Raw genomic sequence first — 18,334 nt, forward strand, 5'->3', positions numbered from 1 at the left:
CACATCGCTTGGTTGTGGCCGCCGGACCGAGCGTCTCGATCAGAAAGTCGATAAACACATTGATCCGGCTGGAGAATGATTGTGCATCACTGTTCCCTCCTCGTCTTGTGCCGCTGTGATTGAACGCAAGTGCTGACAAGCCGGGCAACCTTGTCATTTGCCACGGCTTGAGGCAGGGTCGATACCACTACATCTCTGCCAAAGGAGTTCCGCCATGTCAAAGCTCTATCCCGGTATCGATCCTGAGGGACTGGTCGAGTACTCGGTGGTCTACACCGACCGCTCGCTCAACCACATGTCGCAATCCTTCCAAGGCGTGATGAAGAACATTTCCAAGACCCTGAAACAGGTCTACAACGCCGAAGCGGTTGCGGTGGTCCCGGGCAGCGGCACTTTCGGCATGGAAGCGGTGGCGCGGCAGTTCGCCACCGGCCAGCCATGCCTGGTGATACGTAACGGCTGGTTCAGTTATCGCTGGAGCCAGATCCTTGAGATGGGCAACATTCCGGCGGCCACCACGGTGCTCAAGGCGCGACCGGTCGACACCGACCGCCACGCTGCCTACGCCCCGCCTCCTCTGGACGAAGTGCTGGCAGCCATTGCGGCACATAAGCCTCAGATAGTCTTCGCGCCCCACGTTGAAACATCATCCGGGATCATCCTGCCCGACGAGTACTTGCGGGCGGTCGGCGACGCCGTGCATGCGGTGGGCGGTCTGTTTGTGCTGGACTGCATCGCCTCGGGCACGATTTGGGTTGATATGCACAAATGCGCAATCGACCTGCTGATCAGCGCGCCGCAGAAAGGCTGGAGCGCCTCCCCTTGCTGCGCCCTGGTGATGTTCAGTGCGCGGGCCCTCGAACGCATCGAACAGACGCAAAGCAGCAGCTTCGCCTGCGACCTGAAAAAGTGGCTGCAGATCATGCAGGCCTACGAACAGGGCGGCCATGCCTACCACGCGACCATGCCCAGCGATTCCCTGGCGCGGTTCAACGATGTGATGAAAGAGACGCAAGCCTACGGTTTCGACAAGATCCGCGACGAACAACAGGCGCTGGGTGATCAGGTACGCGCCCTGTTGACCGGCAAAGGCTTCAAAAGCGTGGCTGCTGCCGGTTTTCAGGCTCCCGGCGTCGTGGTGAGCTACACCGAGGATGGCGACATCAAGAACGGCAAGAAATTTGCCGAGCACGGCCTGCAGATCGCCGCCGGAGTACCATTGCAATGTGACGAGCCGGCCGACTTCCAGACCTTCCGCATCGGGCTGTTCGGACTCGAGAAGCTGCAGAATATCGAACGTACGGTCAGCCTGCTTGAGCAGGCACTCGACGAAGTGATGGCTGACTAACTCATCTTGCCTCGGTCGATTTCATGTACTGCATTCCCGACGGGAATGCAGTCATCAGCAGCCAACGCCTCTTTATTGGCGAACACCTCGCGACGACGGTCGCTGGGTGATTCCGAGATCACTCATCAGCAAAATGATGAGTATGCGCCAGCAGCGAATCGGGTATTCCGTCGCGGATCAATCCGCCCTCCTCTATCCAGGTCTGAGTTGACTGATAAGCCCGTTGCAGCAGTTGGTCTGTCTGGTTGAAGTCGAACACTGAAGCGTCCAGTGGGCACAGCGGCGGGACCACATGGATGGCTGCACGTGCACGGTACAGCTCGATGTCACGCACCAGTTGACGCATGCTCATCAAGTTGAGCGTGTGCAAGGCCAGCGCAACGAGTCCAGTGGGCGGACAGGGGCAGGCACAACCGAACCCGGTGGGCAGCACCAGAACCCGTGTTGCGCCCAATGCCACCGCACTGGCGATCGGTGTGTTGCTGCTGACGCCGCCGTCGACCAAAAATTTTTCTCCGACTCGTACGCTGGGAAACACCAGCGGAATCGCCGCGCTGGCGAGCAGTGCCTGTTCGGCGCTGCCACTGGACAATAGCTCCTCGGCACCGCTGAGCAGATTGGTGGTGACGATATAAAGTGGTAACTCGGTGTCTTCGATCCGTTTGACCGGCAGTGATCTGCTCACTAAACGGTGCAAGGCGGATGCACTCAGCAAGTGCCCGCGACGATTCAGAATGCCCTTGAGGGTGTCGAGCGCAGAGAACGGGAACACATCCGACTTGCGCAGGCTGCGCCAGAAGTCCGCAAGTTCGCTCACGCCTTTGGCATTCGGTCTGGCGGCGAAGTAGGCACCGTTAATGGCGCCGACCGACGCGCCAACCACCAGGTCGAATACGACGTCAGCCTCAACCAGCGCCTGTAACATCCCGACCTGAACCGCGCCCAGGCTGCCACCACCGGCCAGGACAAGCGCTGTTTTCGCCATTGGCATAACCACCTCCTCACCTCGTGCCTCAGCTCACAAGCCTAGCTGGAGATGGCATTGCAGGGAGGCATGGTGGTTCGGGTTAGCGTCTACACTGGACAGTAGGTTATGCCGTTGTTCGGATTTGGAGCCTCCTCCAATGTCATCTGCACCTGAAACTACCCGTTCCGATACGCAGAACAGCCATCCTGCCTGGTTGAGGCTCGCCCATTGGCTGAATGCTTTGGCGATAGTGGTCATGGTCACCAGTGGATGGCGCATCTACAACGCCTCTCCTCTTTATGGCTTCGATTTTCCCAATTCGATCACCTTGGGCGGCTGGCTGGGCGGCGCGTTGCAATGGCATTTCACGGCGATGTGGCTGCTGGTCGTCGTCAGCCTTCTCTACCTGCTTTTCAATGTTTTTAGCGGTCGGTTGTCACGACGATTTTTTCCTGTATCACCCAAAGGCTTTTTTCATGACCTTTGGTCTGCGCTGCATGGCCGGCTGGGGCATGACGATATTAGCCATTACAACCACGTGCAGCGTGTGGCGTATCTGTTCGTGATACTCGACGTGACGGTGCTGGTGATTTCCGGGTTGGTCTTGTGGAAGTCAGTGCAGTTTCCGTTGCTGCGCGAACTGCTCGGCGGCTACGACAGTGCGCGGCACGTGCACTTCATTGCCATGTCTCTGTTGGTGGCGTTCATCGCCGTGCATCTGCTGATGGTCGCGCTGGTGCCAAAGACGTTATGGGCCATGATTGTCGGCCACAAGGAGCGTGTATGAGCAAGCGCCCAGCGTTGGATAAATCGGCCATTCTGCAGGACGCACGGAACATCATTTCGCGGCAAATCGAAGATCACTCAAGACGCGCCTTCCTGTTGCGTAGTTTGACCCTCGGCGGCGTGGCCATGTTATCCGGCTGCAACATCTCCGATAACGATCAGGTTGAAACGGCCCTGTCGTCCATGTCGCGCTTCAATGACAGGGTCCAGGGCTGGCTGTTCAACCCCAACGCCATGGCCCCCACTTACCCTGAGTCGATGATTACGCGGCCATTTCCGTTCAATGCCTTTTACGGCATCGACGAGGCGCCGGTCGTCGATGAAGACACCTACCGTCTGGAAGTTACCGGCCTGGTTGCTGACAAGCACAGTTGGCGGCTCGAGGAGCTGCGGGCGATGGCGCAGACCGAGCAGATCACCCGGCACATTTGCGTCGAGGGCTGGAGCGCCATCGGCCGCTGGGGCGGCGTACGCTTCAGTGATTTCCTCAAACGCGTTGGCGCCGACACCGATGCCAAGTACGTCGGCTTCAAATGCGCCGACGATTACTACACCAGTATCGACATGCCCACCGCCCTGCATGCGCAAACGCTACTCACGCTGACTTACGACGGCGCCGTACTGCCGCGTCAATATGGCTTCCCGATGAAGCTGCGCATGCCGACCAAGCTGGGCTACAAGAACCCGAAACACATTCAGGCGATTTTCGTCACCAATACCTATCCCGGTGGCTACTGGGAAGATCAGGGCTATAACTGGTTTGGCGGTAGCTGATGCAAGCGGCTAGACATCACGAAGACGCTGATCACACGGCCTGCTCATAGCCATCCGGGTCGATGAAGTGGGTGCGCTCAGCTTTGCAAAAGCCGCTTCGTCATCACCATCGACGTCTGCAGCGACTGCCCCGTGCGCTGCAACTTGTTCAACAAACTGGCCCCCAACCAAAGCTGATAAAGGGTTTCGGCCAGTTCGCGCGCATCGGTCTTCGGCAAACTTTTATCCAGCTGCCCTTCTTCCAGGCACGTCGTGATCCGCGCAACGATGCGTTCGGCGCCGTCGCGCAAGGTGAGGCGCATCGATTCGGACAGGTCGGCCACTTCTGCACTCAACTTCACCACCAGGCATTCATCGCCATGGCCTTCCAGGGTGCAGCGGTTCTGCCAGCCCTGCCAGTAATCCATCAGCCGCTCATAAGCGCTGAGACCGGGCAGTGTCAGGCGGCGCTCCATGTCGGCAAGGTAGCCGACAAAGTAGTCCTCGAGCAGCGCCTGGCCGTAGAGTTCCTTGGATTTGAAGTAGTGATAGAACGAGCCCTTGGGCACGCCGGCGGTTTGCAGGATGTCGCTCAGGCCAACGCTGGTGAAGCCCCTCTCGGCCATCATCCGGTGGCCGGTATCGAGCAGGTGTTGGCGAGTGTCGTCGTAGGTCGGTTTCATGGGGCGCAAAATACCAAACAATAGACTCGTCGTATATTTCTGATGGGCAGGAGTTTGCCACAGCGAGCATTCGGAAACACGGTCGAAAAAATTTACTAGACGACCGGTCTAATTGGATTCTATGCTGTGCCCCGTCAATCCTTCCGACGGTGTCGAACGTGAACAGTTTCCCGACACCACACCAACCCAGGGTGCGCTATGAAAATCTTGATGGTTCTGACTTCCCACGATCAGCTCGGTAACACCGGCAAGAAAACCGGCTTCTGGCTCGAAGAGTTCGCAGCCCCCTACTACGCCTTCAAGTATGCCGGCGCGCAGATCACTCTGGTTTCCCCCGCTGGTGGCCAGCCACCGCTCGATCCGAAAAGTGATGAGCCCGGTGCGCAAACCGCCGAAACCGATCGGTTTCGCAACGACCCTGCGGCCCAACAGGCACTGGCCAATACCGGGCTTTTGGCAGAGGTCAGCGCTGACGATTTTGATGCTGTGTTCTACCCGGGTGGTCATGGCCCGTTGTGGGATCTGGCCGAAGACCAGCATTCGATCGCCTTGATCGAAGCCTTCGACCGCAGCAACAAGCCTCATGGTTTCGTCTGCCACGCGCCGGGCGTGCTGCGTCACGTGGTTGCCGCCAATGGCAAGCCGCTGATTCAGGGCCGAGACGTGACCGGTTTCACCAATGCTGAAGAAGCGGCAGTCGGCCTGACGGATGTCGTGCCGTTCTTGATCGAGGATGAATTCCAACGTCTCGGCGGTCGCTACTCGAAAGTGGCGGACTGGCAGGTTCATGTCGTCGCTGATGGGCAACTGGTAACCGGTCAAAACCCTGCGAGTTCGGCGGCCGTCGCCGAAAAATTGCTGAAAATGCTCGCCTGACGGCTAGCGAATCAACGTCCCATGCACCGTGCACGTCCTGCACGGTGTTTTTTTTACCGCATTAATAGTCGACTGGTCTAATAAAGCCAGAACAGGAATCACATGAAAAACAGCCCTTTCTTCACCCCCGTCACCTTGGGCCTGCACACCTTGAAGAACCGCATCGTCTTGCCTCCCCTCACCCGCCAGCGCAGTTCGCAACCGGGCAATATTGCCAATGCATTGATGGCCGAGTATTACCAGCAACGCGCCGGCGCCGGGCTGCTTGTCACTGAAGGCACGCAGATTGAGCCACGCGGCCAGGGCTACGCCTGGACTCCAGGCATTCACACCGCTGAACAAATTGCCGGTTGGCGCCAGGTCACTGAGGCCGTGCATGCCGAGGGCGGGGTGATTTTCGCTCAGCTGTGGCACGTAGGCCGCGTATCCCACATTGCGCTGCAACCCAATGGCGCGGCGCCGGTGTCGGCTTCCGCTATCGCCACCGATCGAGTCAGCGTTTTTATCGAAACCGCTCCGGGTGCCGGCGAGCTGGTTGCGCCATCAACCCCGCGAGCGCTGAGCACCGATGAAGTTCAGGAACTGGTTCAGCTCTACATTCAAGCGGCGCGCAATGCCATGGACGCCGGCTTCGACGGCATCGAATTGCACTGTGCCAACGGGTATCTGGTGAACCAGTTCATTTCCGCTCACAGCAATGTGCGAACCGATCAGTACGGTGGCTCTCTGCACAATCGCCTGCGGTTTCTGCGTGAAGTGGTGGCTGGCGTCGCCGAGTGCATCGGCAAGGAAAAAGTTGGCGTACGTTTCGCCCCGCTGTTCACCACCACAGACGAAGCGCGCACCTATCTGGGCCTGGTCGAAGAAGACCCGCACACCACCTACATTGAAGCGATCAAAGTGCTTGAGGACGTGGGCATTGCTTACCTTTCGATTGCCGAAGCCGACTGGGACGATGCGCCGGCGATGCCACACACTTTCCGTCGCGCCGTGCGGGATACGTTCAGTGGCGCGATCATCTATGCCGGGCGCTACAACGCCGAGTCCGGCGCGCAATTGCTTGAATCGGGTCTGGCGGATCTGGTGGCGTTCGGCCGGCCGTTCATGGCCAACCCGGACCTGCCGGCGCGCATCGCCAATGACTGGCCACTCAATCCCCTGAACCCGGCCACGGTCTACGGCGGCAATGCCGAAGGCTATGTGGATTACCCGATCTACGGCGAATAAATCCCCCGACGCACACCCGCGCTCCCACTTCCTCGGGAGCGCACCCTTTCCTCCCCGCTACACCAACAACCTCGCGCGCCGCGCTGCGAGGTTTTCGCATCTGCACAAAAAAGATTGCCGATTCATTGTCAGGTGGTTTCTTTCAGCCTATCTTGAGTAAAACCTATACAAGATGCAAAAGTACGTATAACTCTTGAGCTATGGATTGGTCTTCACGCACGGCACCGCCGCGAGAACCCGGAATGAACCCGCTACTTGCCTGCCATTACCGTGAAATTCTCGTCGGTGTTGGCCGGAGTCCTGAGCGCGAAGGCGCTTTTGGATTCGTCGAAGCGCGGCGTAGAGAAGCGGAATTCGATCATGACGCCCTCGGTGATGCTGGGTGCCTTTCGCAACAGCTCGACGGCGCGTCAGGCGTTTCTGCCGCGCAATGGTCGACGATAAACATGTACAGGGCTTGCTCACTGTACAAGACCGGAATTCGGCATTTCACCCTCATCAGCTTTGCACTCAGGGAGTAAGGCAATGCCCCGACTTTTGCTGTTACTGGCGCTGGTACTCAGTGTTGCGAGCTGCGGCAGCGTGGATGTCGCCCGTTATGCGGACCAGCAACCGGCATTCGATTTACAGCGTTTTTTCAGCCAGCCCGTCAAAGCCTGGGGGATGTTTCAGAAGCGCAGCGGTGAGGTGGTCAAGCGGTTCGAGGTCAACATCGTCAGCCGTCGTGAGGGCAACGACCTGATTCTCGACGAGCGCTTCCTGTACAGCGACGGCACTCGCCAACGCCGCGTCTGGACCCTGACACCCGAGGGCGGAGGACGCTGGAGCGGTCGCGCGGATGATGTGGTGGGAGTCGCCCAGGGCCAGCTCGCGGGCAACACGCTGCACTGGCGTTATCGCCTGAACCTGCCGGTCGATGACTCGACCTACGAAATGAGCATGGACGACTGGATGTACTTGATGTACTTGATGGACGAGGACACGCTGATCAACCGCACCCGCATGTCCAAGCTCGGCGTAGAGGTTGGCCAGGTGACGTTGTTCTTCCGTCGTCAGGCTGCCGGAGCACGTCAATGAATCCCTCGTTGGGCATGACTTCTCTCGGCGACGGATATCACGCGCTGGTGATCGGCGCCAATGGTGCGCCCGTCCGGCAGGCGTTGCCGCTGACCCGTTACTGACCTTGATTGACCAGAGGCCGAGTTTTACTGAATGAACGTTATTCCCCGTTTGTGCCTGGTGCTGGGCGATCAGCTGTCCTTTGACCTGCGTTCGTTGCAGGCGCTCGATGCCGAGCGCGACACGGTGCTGTTGGTCGAGGTCATGGAAGAAGCCAGCCATGTGCCGCACCACCCGCAAAAGATTGCCCTGATCTTCAGTGCCATGCGCCATTTCGCCAAGGCACTGCAAGAGCGTGGTGTGCACGTCGAATACGTCACCCTGGACGATCCGCACAACAGCGGTTCGGTGCCGGGTGAATTGCAGCGCTGGCAAGCGCTGTTGCAGGCCGAAGAAGTGCACGTCACCGAATGCGGGGACTGGCGGCTGGAGCAGTCGATCAATGACTGTGGCTTGCCGATCCACTGGCATGTAGACACGCGTTTTCTGTGCAGTCGCGCGGAGTTCGCCGCGTGGGCTGAAGGTAAAAAGCAGCTGCGCATGGAGTTCTTCTACCGCGAGATGCGTCGCAAGAGCCGCTTGTTGCTCAATGGCGACGGCTCGCCGGTGGGCGGCGCGTGGAATTTCGATGCCGAGAATCGCAAGGCGTTGACCAAAGGCGTGAAAGCCCCCTACCCGGCCCGCTTCCACAATGACGACATCACCCTTGAGGTGTTGGCGCTGGTCAAGGCGCGCTTCAGCCATCACTACGGCGCGCTCGACGATTTCAATTACCCGGTCACCCACGCCGATGCGCAAGCGCTGTGGGCGTATTTTCTGGATTATGGCCTGGCGGGGTTTGGCGATTATCAGGACGCCATGGCCAGTGATGAGCCGTTCCTGTTTCATGCGCGCATCAGCGCTGCGCTCAACATTGGTTTGCTGGATTTGCGGCAACTGTGCAGCGACGTGGAGTCGGCGTATTGGGCCGGGAGCGTGCCACTGAATGCCGCCGAAGGTTTCATTCGGCAACTGATTGGCTGGCGCGAATATGTGCGGGGCGTGTACTGGCTGAAAATGCCTGACTATGCGCTGGGCAATTCCTTCGGCAATAGCCGGGCGCTGCCCGAGTTCTACTGGAACGGCGATACGCAGATGAACTGTATGCGTCAGGCCATCGGGCAGAGTCTGCAGCACGCCTACGCGCACCACATTCAGCGACTGATGGTCACCGGTAATTTCGCCTTGCTCGCCGGCATCGCGCCGAGCCAGATCTGCGAGTGGTATCTGGCAATCTACATGGACGCCTTCGACTGGGTGGAGCTGCCCAATACGCTGGGCATGGTCATGCATGCCGATGGTGGTTATCTCGGCTCCAAACCCTATTGCGCCAGTGGCCAATACATCAATCGCATGTCTGATTACTGCCGTGGCTGCGCTTATAAAGTCAGCGAAAGCACGGCGGACAACGCCTGCCCGTTCAACGCGCTGTACTGGCATTTCCTGATGCGCCACGGTGAGCTGCTGCGCGGCAATCAGCGCATGGCGATGATGTACAAGAACCTCGATCGCATGCCGCAGAGCAAACAGCAGGCGCTGTGGCAGCGCGGGCAAGACCTGTTGGCCCGGCTCGATAGCGGGCAGTCGATTTGAATTTGAACCTGCGCCTGCAAGCGTTGTGCGCTGGCGGTGAAACTTAACGATGACCCACCCGGTCAACGGATGAACGGCGTGAACAACCCCTCGGTGCGCGCCATGAGACCAACTCCCAAAAAAACTGGAAAAGCAGGTGTGATGGACAGCCTCAAACATCTTGATCGCGCAGCGCTTGAGTCAGAGGCCAGGCGATTACGCGCGGCACTCGAGAATGCTCAGGTCGCCACACGGGCGATCGACATCGAGCGCGATATGGCGGCGCAACTGCAGGCCAGTCGGGATGCGCTCGCCCGCAGTGAGGCTCGCTTCAGCACCATTCTGGAAACCATCGAATCGGCGTTTGCCATCGTCAAAGTCAAATTCGACGCCGACGACAAGCCCGTCGACTACTACTTCGTCGAGGCCAACCCGGCGTTCGAACACCAGTGCGGAGTCAACTTGCGTGGCAAGTGGGTAACCGAGTTCGCACCCAATCTGGAAAGCTTCTGGTTCGAAACCTACGGCCATGTGGCCAAGACCGGCGAACCAGCAAATTTCGAGAATTACGCCAATACCTTCGAGCGCTGGTTCGACGTGCGCGCGGTGCGTGTCGGCGATCCGGCCGACCGGCAGATCGCGATCCTTTTCAACGACGTCACCGAGCGCCGCGACGCCGAAGAGCGCTTGCGGGCCAGCGAGGCGATTGCCCGGGAAAACGTGGAGCGCGTGCAACTGGCCCTCGCGGCCGGCGCCATTATCGGCACTTGGCACTGGGACCTGCCCACCGATCGCTTTGCCGTGGACGAAGCCTTCGCCCGGGTGTTTGATCTTGCCCCGGCGTTGGGCCGCGAAGGGCTGAGCCTCGAACAAGTGATCACCACCGTGCACCCCGATGATCGCGACGGCCTGACTGCCGCGATCAACGAAGCCATTGGCCGCGGTGGCGCCTATTCGCACCAGTACCGCGTGCGCCGTACGGACGGCAAATACCAGTGGATCGAGGCCAACGGACGGGTTGACTGTGCGGAGGATGGAACGCCGCTACGCTTTCCCGGCGTGCTGATCGATGTCGAGGAGCGGCGCAATGTCGAAGCCGAGCGTGACCGTGCTATCGCTGCATTGCGTGCGCTCAACGACACCCTGGAGCAGCGCGTGTCATCGCGCACGGCGGAGCTGATGCAAGCCGAGGAAAAACTGCGTCAGTCACAAAAGATGGAAGCCGTCGGCCAGCTCACCGGTGGCCTCGCGCATGATTTCAATAATCTGTTGGCCGGTATTTCCGGCGCACTGGAGTTGATGGACGCGCGCATCCACCAGGGCCGGCTGAGTGAAGTCGACAAATACATGGTGACCGCACAGGGCGCGGTCAAACGTGCCGCTGCCCTGACCCACCGCCTGCTGGCGTTCTCCAGACGCCAGACCCTCGATCCACGGCCCACCGATGTCAACATGCTGATGATCGGCATGACCGAACTGATCCAGCGCACGGTCGGCCCGAGCATTCTCCTGGAAACCCGTGGCGCTCACGGGCTCTGGCCGACGCTGGTCGATGCCAGCCAGTTGGAAAACGCCTTGCTCAATCTGTGCATCAACGCCCGCGATGCCATGCCCGATGGCGGACGCATCACCATCGAGACGGCCAATCGTACGCTGGATGCCGAGACTGCCCACACGCTGGACATGCCCGAGGGCGAATATCTTTGCCTGTGCGTGACCGACACCGGCACTGGCATGACCGCCGATGTGATCGCCAAGGCCTTTGATCCGTTCTTCACCACCAAACCGCTGGGCCAGGGCACCGGGTTGGGGCTGTCGATGATCTACGGCTTCGCCAAACAGTCCGGCGGTCAGGTGCGCGTGCATTCGCAGGTCGGTCGGGGCACCGAGATGTGCATCTACCTGCCTCGTTACTTTGGGGAGCCGCTGCAAAATCAAGATGACAAAAACACCGCGCCGGCGGCATTGCCCAAGGCCGGCGAGACGATCCTGGTGGTGGATGACGAACCGACGGTGCGCGCGCTGCTGACCGAAGTGCTCGGTGATCTGGGCTTTACCCTGATTGAAGCCGCCGACAGTGTTGTCGGGCTGAAACTGTTGCGATCCGATGTGCACATTGACTTGCTGATCACTGATGTGGGCTTGCCGGGCGGCATGAACGGTCGGCAACTGGCCGACGCTGGTCGGGAAGTCCGTTCGAACCTCAAGACCCTGTTCATTACCGGGTATGCGGAGAACGCAGTGATCGGCGCCGGGCAGCTCGGCCCGGGCATGCAAGTGCTGACAAAGCCCTTTGCCGTCGACACGCTGGTGTCGCGAGTCAGTGATCTGATGTCGTCGAAAACCGAATGAACAGCCGTTGCGGCGGTGCAACCCAAGCAGACTGGCTGCGGCCAAGGAGCGACACATGGTGAATTTTCTGATCTTTCTGATCGCCTGCGGTGCGGCGGCAACCACCGGGATGATCTTCAAACCCGGGCAATGGTACGCAGGGCTCAACAAACCCGCGTTCACCCCGCCCAACTGGGTGTTTCCGGTGGCCTGGACGACGATCTATCTGCTGCTGGCGTGGGTGGGCTACCGCTTGACGCTCATTCCCGGCGGACAACAGGTGCTGGCGTTGTGGGCGGCGCAGATCGCCCTGAACACGCTGTGGACGCCGGTGTTCTTCGGTGCGCAGCGGATTGTCGCGGCGATGATCATTCTTGTGCTGCTGTGGCTGGTTGTTGCGGTGATGGTGGTTCTGGCATTGCGCCTGGACGTGATCACCGGGTTGTTGCTGTTTCCTTACCTGGCCTGGCTGTGTGTGGCTGCGGCGTTGAATTTCTCGATTCTGCGCAATAACCGTGGCACGGAACGCCAGCTGTCATAAATCACATTTTTCCTGACAAAAATTCTCTTTGGCAGGTTTTCAAAAATGTCTTTGCAGCCCGTTGAAAGCGCAAGTCCCCGCTCAGGAAGGGGATTTCGCAATGAACAACAGTTCATTGCTGAATTAGTGATTTAACTAGGTAGTTACCTATCTATATAATGCGCGTCTCATTTCAACGGGACATTCAACGTGAAGCAGAGTCAACGCCTCTCGGGCATATCAACATTCATTCTGGTCGGGCTGGGCGTAGTCATCGCCCTGCTCGGTCTGGCACTCGCTGCTGGTGGCGTGAAATTGGTCAGCCTGGGAGGCTCGTGGTACTTCCTGCTGGGTGGCTTGGCGATGGCCGTTTCCGGCCTGCTGATTGCGCGCTTCAAGCCGGCCGGTGCGTGGTTGTTCGCAGGGTTCCTGGTCGCAACGGCGATCTGGGCGGTGAGCGACGCCGGGCTGGTGTTCTGGCCGGTGTTCTCGCGCCTGTTCATGTTCAGTGCCATCGGCGTGGTCGTGGCGCTGGTGTATCCATTGCTCAAGCGTGCCAACGGCGGTGTTCCAGGGCGCGGCGCTTATGCGCTGGCCGCTGTGCTCACTATCGGTGTGGCTGTCGCGGCCGGCAACATGTTCGTCGCGCACCCGACTGTCGCCGCCACAGGCACAGGCCCGGGCCTGACTCCGGTTGAGCCGGAAAACGCGCAAAAAGACTGGGCGCACTACGGTAATACCGAAGGCGGCAGCCGCTTTGCTGCGCTGGATCAGATCAACCGCAATAACGTCGATAAGCTGAAAGTGGCGTGGACCTACCACACCGGCGACATCGCCGAGAGCGATGGCAACGGCGCTGAAGACCAGCTCACCCCGCTGCAGATCGGCAACAAGGTGTTCATCTGCACCCCGCACAACAACCTGATTGCGCTGGATGCCGACACCGGCAAAGAACTCTGGAAAAACCCGATCAACGCCCAGTCGAAAGTCTGGCAGCGCTGCCGTGGCATGGCTTATTTTGATGCCACTAAAACCATCGCCCAACCCAGCAATTCGAGCATCATCGAAGCCAAACCCGCGCCGGCCGCCAACTGCCAGCGCCGTTTGCTGACCAACACCATCGATGCGCGTCTGATTGCGGTCGATGCCGATACCGGTGAGTTCTGCCAGGGTTTCGGCACCAACGGCCAGGTTGATCTGAAGGCCGGTCTGGGGGATGTTCCGGACAGCTACTATCAGCTCTCCTCCGCGCCGCTGATGGCCGGTACCACCGTGGTGGTTGGCGGTCGCGTGGCCGACAACGTGCAAACCGACATGCCGGGCGGCGTGATCCGTGGTTTCGACGTGATTACCGGTGCCATGCGCTGGGCCTTCGACCCGGGCAACCCGCAGGATAAAAAGGCCCCGGCCGACGGCAGCACCTATGTGCGCAGCACGCCGAACAGCTGGGCGCCGATGTCCTACGACCCGGCGACCAACACCGTGTTCCTGCCGATGGGCAGCTCGTCCACCGATATCTACGGTGTCGAGCGCAGCAAACTCGATCACACCTACGGCGCCTCGATTCTCGCGCTGGACGCCACCACTGGCGATGAACGCTGGGTGTTCCAGACCGTGCACAACGACCTCTGGGACTTCGACCTGCCGATGCAGCCGAGTCTGATCGACTTCGACAAGGACGGCAAAACCGTACCGGCAGTGGTCATCGGCACCAAGGCCGGGCAGATCTATGTGTTGGATCGTGCCACTGGCAAACCGCTGACCGACGTTAAAGAAGTGCCGGTCAAAGCCGCGAACATCCCTGGCGAGCCCTACTCGCCAACCCAGCCGAAATCGCTGGGCATGCCGCAGATCGGTGCTCAGCACCTGACCGAATCCGACATGTGGGGCGCAACGCCGTACGACCAGCTGCTGTGCCGGATCGATTTCAAATCGATGCGTTATGACGGCCTGTACACCGCGCCGGGCACCGACAAATCGCTGAGTTTCCCGGGTTCGCTGGGCGGCATGAATTGGGGCAGTCTCTCGACTGACCCGGTCCACGGTTTCATCTTCGTCAATGACATGCGCCTGGGCCTGTGGATTCAGATGATCCCGTCGCAGAACAAGGCTCAGGCCTCTTCCGGTGGCGAAGCGCTGAACACCGGCATGGGCGCCGTGCCGCTCAAAGGCACGCCGTATGCGGTGAACAAGAACCGCTTCCTGTCGGTCGCCGGCATTCCTTGCCAGGCTCCGCCGTTCGGCACGTTGACCGCCATCGACATGAAGACGCAGAAAATCGCCTGGCAGGTTCCGGTCGGCACCGTTGAAGACACCGGTCCTCTGGGTATCCGCATGCACCTGCCAATCAAGATCGGCCTGCCGACCCTCGGTGGCACCCTGTCAACGCAAGGTGGCTTGATCTTCATCGCCGGTACTCAGGACTTCTACCTGCGCGCCTTCAACAGCGGCAACGGTGAAGAAGTCTGGAAGGCACGTCTGCCAGTGGGCAGTCAGGGCGGCCCGATGACTTATGTTTCGCCGAAAACCGGCAAGCAGTACATCGTCATCACCGCCGGTGGTGCGCGCCAGTCGACCGATCGCGGCGACTACGTGATGGCTTACGCCTTGCCGTAAGCCGCAGTGCCCGCCTCGCTGGCGGGCATGCTCTCTGTGCGCGGCACCTGCGGGTGCGGCGCCGCTTTCCGATATCGCTATAGATTTGCGCAGGAAGATCTCCATGTTTCGTTTTACTCAATCGGCCTGGGTCAACGGTGTGCTGTTGGGCCTGACCTGCAGTGCCGCCCTGCCCGCCTTCGCGGATACCGATTCAAACCTGTTGACCCGTAATACCCTGACTGGCGACTGGGGCGGCCTGCGTCACCAGATGGACGAGGACGGCATCAAGTTCACCGGCGACTACAGCGGCGAAACCGCCTACAACGCCGAGGGTGGCCTGCACCGTTCGGCGCGCTACTCGCAGAACATCAAGCTCGGCGTGCAGTTCGACCTGAGCAAACTGTACGGCGTGGACAACGCGGGCAAGGTTCAGTTGACCATCAACGACCGACGCGGCAACAGCGCCTCCGAAGACCTGGTCGGCAACCGTCTGCCAATCCAGGAAAACTACGGTGGGCTCTACACCCGCCTGACCGAACTGAGTTACGAGCGCAGCCTGTTCACCCCGGCGCTCAACGTGAAGCTGGGCTATATGGCCATGGGCAACGACCTCGGCGGCCTGGACAGCGGCATTCTCTGCAACTTCATGAACGCCGGTTTCTGCGGCCATCCGCTGAACATGTCCGGCGGCAGCGGCTGGACCAACTACCCCAACGCCCACTTGGGTGTGCGCGTCAAGTACGACCTGTCGCCGTCCTGGCAACTGCGTGTGGCCGCATTCAATGTCGATCCCGAGAGCAACGGCAACTCCAGCCGTGCCTGGCATCTGGGCCCGAAACACACTACCGGCACCGTGGTGCCGATCGAGCTGGTGTACAAGCACGCGGGCCCGTTGCCCGGCGAATACAAGGTCGGTTACTACTACGACAGCTCCGACGTGAAACGCATCGGCAGCGATAAGGAAGTATCCGGCCGTGGCGGCCATTACCTGCTGATCGATCAGGCTGTGTGGAGTTCGCAATCCTCCGAAGGCCGCAGCCTGCACGCCTTCGGCCAGTATTCGGCGGCCAGTGAAGCGGCTTCGCCGTTCAGCAAGTGGTATGGCACCGGTCTGGTTCTGTACAAGCCGTTCGAAGGTCGCCCGCGTGACACCGTCGCGCTGGGCTACGGTCGCGCCGTGCCCAACCCGCGCAGCCGCGACGTGCAGCAGGACGCCGCGCTGGCCAATGGCGCAGCGTTCCCGAACCTGGACAGTGGCGAGCAATTGATCGAACTCGGCTACGGCTATCAGGCCACGCCTTGGCTGACACTGCGCCCGAACATCCAATACATCATCGAACCGGGCGCGTTTTCCGGGCAAGACATCGACAATGCACTGGTGCTGGGATTGCAGGTGAAAGCGGCGCTCTGAGGCATGCGAAGCAAAAAAAACCGGCGCAAGGCCTAATGCCGATCAGTCAAGTGAACTCAATGCTCAAAGCAACGAAGATCAATTGTGGGCGCCGGCTTGCTCGCGAAGACGTCGGCCCAGCAAACATTGACGTTGACTGCCCCAACGCTTTCGCGAGCAAGCCCGCTCCCACAAAGGGGCCGCGCTTGACTGATCGGCATTCGGCGCAAGGCCGGTTTTTTTGTGCGCGATGATTACGCCTGATCCAAGGCCTCCACCACGCCCTTGTCCTCCCCCAGGAACCCGCCGCTCTGATGCTGCCACAGCCGCGCATAGACGCCGTTCTTCTCAAGCAGTTCGGAGTGAGTGCCCTGTTCGATGATGCGTCCGTCGTCCATGACGATGAGCCGGTCCATGGCGGCAATCGTCGACAAGCGGTGGGCGATCGCGATCACGGTCTTGCCCTGCATCATCTCGTCGAGGCTTTCCTGAATCGCCACTTCGACTTCCGAGTCCAGCGCGCTGGTGGCCTCGTCGAGCAGCAGGATCGGCGCGTTCTTGAGCATGACCCGGGCAATCGCGACACGTTGGCGCTGGCCGCCCGAGAGCTTGATCCCCCGCTCACCCACCAGCGTGTCGTAGCCTGTATGGCCTTGCCGATCGCTGAGTTGGCTGATGAACTCGTCGGCCTGAGCATTGGCCGCCGCGCGGCGGATCTGCGCGTCGGTTGCATCGGGTCGGCCGTAGGCGATGTTGTCGCGAATGGAACGGTGCAGCAACGAAGTGTCCTGCGTGACCATGCCGATGGCGCTCCGCAGGCTGTCTTGCGTCACGTGCGCGATATTTTGCCCGTCGATGCGAATCTCCCCGCTGTCGACGTCATAAAAGCGCAGCAACAAGTTGATCAGCGTGGACTTGCCCGCACCCGAGCGGCCCACCAGACCGATTTTTTCGCCCGGGCGGATACTCAGGCTCAGGCCATCGAGCACCTGGCGTTCGCCGCCGTAGTTGAAACGCACCTTGTCGAAGATGACTGCGCCACCGGAGGTCACCAGTTCACCGGCATCAGGCGCGTCCTGCACTTTGGTGCCTTGGGTTAGCGTCGCCATGCCGTCCTGGACAGTGCCGATGCTTTCGAACAGCGAAGTCATTTGCCACATGATCCAGTTCGACATGCCATTGATCCGCAACGCCATGGCGGTGATCGCCGCCACGGCGCCGGCGCCGACATCCCCCTGGTGCCACAGCCAAAGGGCATAGCCCCCGGCCGACATGATCAACCCCACCACCAGTGCCTGATTGACGATTTCGAACAGACTGACCAGACGCATCTGGCGAAAGCCGGTTTGCTTGAAATCCTCCATCGCGGCCCGTGCGAAATGCGCTTCCCGATTGGAGTGGGAGAATAGCTTCACCGTGGTGATGTTGGTGTAGGCGTCGGCGATACGCCCAGTCATCATCGAGCGCGCGTTGGCCTGCTCCTGCCCGACCTTCCCCAGGCGCGGCACGAAGTACCACATGGCCAGACCGAACAACACGACCCAGGCCAGGAACGGCAGCATCAGTTTCAGCGCAAAGCCGCCGGCCAGCGCAATGATCGCAATGAAATAAACGCCGATCCCCGGCAAAATCTCGATCATGGTAAACAGCACGTCGCGCACCGCCAGCGCGGTCTGCATCACCTTGGTCGTGACCCGGCCGGAAAACTCATCGGAAAAAAACGAAAGGCTCTGCCGCAGCATCAACCGATGGAAATCCCAGCGCAGGCGCAGCGGCAGGTTAATCGCCAACACCTGATGCTGGACCATGGTGCGCAACGCCACCAGCCCGACGCTGAACACCATGACGATGCCCATGCCCCACAACACGCGACTTTCCTGCACCGCCGCTTCACCGCCGGCCTGCCACGTCGAAAGCAGGTCAACGACCTGGCCGAGGAAGGAAAACAGCCACGCCTCATAAATCGACACGCCGGCACTGAGCAGCGCCAGCGCCAGGATGTAACCGCGGGCACCCCGGGTGCAGGCCCAGAGAAATTTTGCCAGGCCATTGGGCGGCGGTGGTACCTCGTCAGGCGGGAAAGGGTCGAGTCTTCGTTCAAACACACGAAGCATGGTGTTCTCCA

The 18,334-nt window shown here is 60.1% G+C and carries 14 protein-coding genes and 1 pseudogene; 12 read left to right on the forward strand and 3 right to left on the reverse strand.

What is annotated here, in order from left to right:
- Positions 1 to 214 precede the first annotated feature (214 nt).
- Positions 215 to 1,348 carry an aminotransferase class V-fold PLP-dependent enzyme gene (locus AC0J41_RS12350; protein WP_473015741.1) on the forward strand — a complete coding sequence of 378 codons (1,134 nt, stop codon included), beginning with the start codon at positions 215 to 217 and terminating at the stop codon, positions 1,346 to 1,348.
- Positions 1,349 to 1,466: 118 nt separating this feature from the next.
- Here the strand turns inward: AC0J41_RS12350 and AC0J41_RS12355 are convergent, their stop codons facing one another.
- Positions 1,467 to 2,339 (reverse strand): patatin-like phospholipase family protein, encoded by an 873-nt coding sequence (locus tag AC0J41_RS12355; protein ID WP_473015742.1) that lies wholly within the window; start codon positions 2,337 to 2,339, stop codon positions 1,467 to 1,469.
- 133 nt (positions 2,340 to 2,472) lie between these two features.
- On the opposite strand from AC0J41_RS12355, the gene AC0J41_RS12360 reads away from it, so the two are divergent.
- Both AC0J41_RS12360 and AC0J41_RS12365 read left to right on the forward strand, forming a co-directional pair.
- Positions 2,473 to 3,102, forward strand: a complete 630-nt coding sequence (locus AC0J41_RS12360; protein WP_473015743.1) for a cytochrome b/b6 domain-containing protein — start codon at positions 2,473 to 2,475, stop codon at positions 3,100 to 3,102.
- On the forward strand, positions 3,099 to 3,875 hold the full coding sequence (locus AC0J41_RS12365) for a molybdopterin-dependent oxidoreductase (RefSeq protein WP_473015744.1): 777 nt from the start codon (positions 3,099 to 3,101) through the stop codon (positions 3,873 to 3,875). Before AC0J41_RS12360 ends, AC0J41_RS12365 begins: the two co-directional genes overlap by 4 nt.
- Before the next feature lie 77 nt (positions 3,876 to 3,952).
- On the opposite strand, the gene AC0J41_RS12370 is transcribed toward AC0J41_RS12365, so the two are convergent.
- On the reverse strand, positions 3,953 to 4,537 hold the full coding sequence (locus tag AC0J41_RS12370) for a TetR/AcrR family transcriptional regulator (protein ID WP_473015745.1): 585 nt from the start codon (positions 4,535 to 4,537) through the stop codon (positions 3,953 to 3,955).
- A 198-nt stretch (positions 4,538 to 4,735) separates the two neighbouring features.
- Between AC0J41_RS12370 and AC0J41_RS12375 the strand changes: the two genes are divergently transcribed.
- From AC0J41_RS12375 to AC0J41_RS12415, 9 genes and pseudogenes are all read left to right on the forward strand, one after another.
- Complete coding sequence (locus AC0J41_RS12375) at positions 4,736 to 5,413, forward strand: type 1 glutamine amidotransferase domain-containing protein (RefSeq protein WP_473015746.1); 678 nt, start codon at positions 4,736 to 4,738, stop codon at positions 5,411 to 5,413.
- Between the two features lie 102 nt (positions 5,414 to 5,515).
- Positions 5,516 to 6,640, forward strand: a complete 1,125-nt coding sequence (locus AC0J41_RS12380) for an alkene reductase (protein WP_473015747.1) — start codon at positions 5,516 to 5,518, stop codon at positions 6,638 to 6,640.
- Between the two features lie 333 nt (positions 6,641 to 6,973).
- A pseudogene (locus AC0J41_RS12385) lies at positions 6,974 to 7,084 on the forward strand (GTP cyclohydrolase I FolE); the annotation flags it as partial.
- Between the two features lie 81 nt (positions 7,085 to 7,165).
- The gene (locus AC0J41_RS12390; protein ID WP_473015749.1) at positions 7,166 to 7,717 is read left to right on the forward strand and encodes a DUF3833 domain-containing protein; all 552 of its coding nucleotides are present in this window, start codon (positions 7,166 to 7,168) and stop codon (positions 7,715 to 7,717) included.
- Between the two features lie 135 nt (positions 7,718 to 7,852).
- Positions 7,853 to 9,391 carry a cryptochrome/photolyase family protein gene (locus tag AC0J41_RS12395; protein WP_473015750.1) on the forward strand — a complete coding sequence of 513 codons (1,539 nt, stop codon included), beginning with the start codon at positions 7,853 to 7,855 and terminating at the stop codon, positions 9,389 to 9,391.
- A 141-nt stretch (positions 9,392 to 9,532) separates the two neighbouring features.
- A complete protein-coding gene (locus AC0J41_RS12400) occupies positions 9,533 to 11,722 on the forward strand; it encodes an ATP-binding protein (protein WP_025109699.1) in 2,190 nt (729 codons plus the stop codon).
- Between the two features lie 58 nt (positions 11,723 to 11,780).
- Positions 11,781 to 12,242 (forward strand): tryptophan-rich sensory protein TspO, encoded by a 462-nt coding sequence (tspO, locus tag AC0J41_RS12405; RefSeq protein ID WP_473015995.1) that lies wholly within the window; start codon positions 11,781 to 11,783, stop codon positions 12,240 to 12,242.
- Positions 12,243 to 12,431: 189 nt separating this feature from the next.
- On the forward strand, positions 12,432 to 14,837 hold the full coding sequence (locus AC0J41_RS12410) for a glucose/quinate/shikimate family membrane-bound PQQ-dependent dehydrogenase (RefSeq protein WP_473015751.1): 2,406 nt from the start codon (positions 12,432 to 12,434) through the stop codon (positions 14,835 to 14,837).
- Between the two features lie 103 nt (positions 14,838 to 14,940).
- Complete coding sequence (locus AC0J41_RS12415; RefSeq protein ID WP_473015752.1) at positions 14,941 to 16,230, forward strand: carbohydrate porin; 1,290 nt, start codon at positions 14,941 to 14,943, stop codon at positions 16,228 to 16,230.
- A 233-nt stretch (positions 16,231 to 16,463) separates the two neighbouring features.
- On the opposite strand, the gene AC0J41_RS12420 is transcribed toward AC0J41_RS12415, so the two are convergent.
- Positions 16,464 to 18,323, reverse strand: coding sequence for an ABC transporter ATP-binding protein (locus AC0J41_RS12420; RefSeq protein ID WP_473015753.1), 1,860 nt, complete (start codon positions 18,321 to 18,323; stop codon positions 16,464 to 16,466).
- Positions 18,324 to 18,334 lie beyond the last annotated feature (11 nt).

The organism is Pseudomonas sp. Arb-4-2C (assembly GCF_055755015.1).

Coding starts and splice junctions, on each gene's coding strand:
- AC0J41_RS12350 (WP_473015741.1), top strand. CDS start 215: ATGTCAAAGCTCTATCCCGGTATCGATCCTGAGGGACTGGTCGAGTAC.
- AC0J41_RS12355 (WP_473015742.1), bottom strand. CDS start 2,339: ATGCCAATGGCGAAAACAGCGCTTGTCCTGGCCGGTGGTGGCAGCCTG.
- AC0J41_RS12360 (WP_473015743.1), top strand. CDS start 2,473: ATGTCATCTGCACCTGAAACTACCCGTTCCGATACGCAGAACAGCCAT.
- AC0J41_RS12365 (WP_473015744.1), top strand. CDS start 3,099: ATGAGCAAGCGCCCAGCGTTGGATAAATCGGCCATTCTGCAGGACGCA.
- AC0J41_RS12370 (WP_473015745.1), bottom strand. CDS start 4,537: ATGAAACCGACCTACGACGACACTCGCCAACACCTGCTCGATACCGGC.
- AC0J41_RS12375 (WP_473015746.1), top strand. CDS start 4,736: ATGAAAATCTTGATGGTTCTGACTTCCCACGATCAGCTCGGTAACACC.
- AC0J41_RS12380 (WP_473015747.1), top strand. CDS start 5,516: ATGAAAAACAGCCCTTTCTTCACCCCCGTCACCTTGGGCCTGCACACC.
- AC0J41_RS12390 (WP_473015749.1), top strand. CDS start 7,166: ATGCCCCGACTTTTGCTGTTACTGGCGCTGGTACTCAGTGTTGCGAGC.
- AC0J41_RS12395 (WP_473015750.1), top strand. CDS start 7,853: ATGAACGTTATTCCCCGTTTGTGCCTGGTGCTGGGCGATCAGCTGTCC.
- AC0J41_RS12400 (WP_025109699.1), top strand. CDS start 9,533: ATGGACAGCCTCAAACATCTTGATCGCGCAGCGCTTGAGTCAGAGGCC.
- AC0J41_RS12415 (WP_473015752.1), top strand. CDS start 14,941: ATGTTTCGTTTTACTCAATCGGCCTGGGTCAACGGTGTGCTGTTGGGC.
- AC0J41_RS12420 (WP_473015753.1), bottom strand. CDS start 18,323: ATGCTTCGTGTGTTTGAACGAAGACTCGACCCTTTCCCGCCTGACGAG.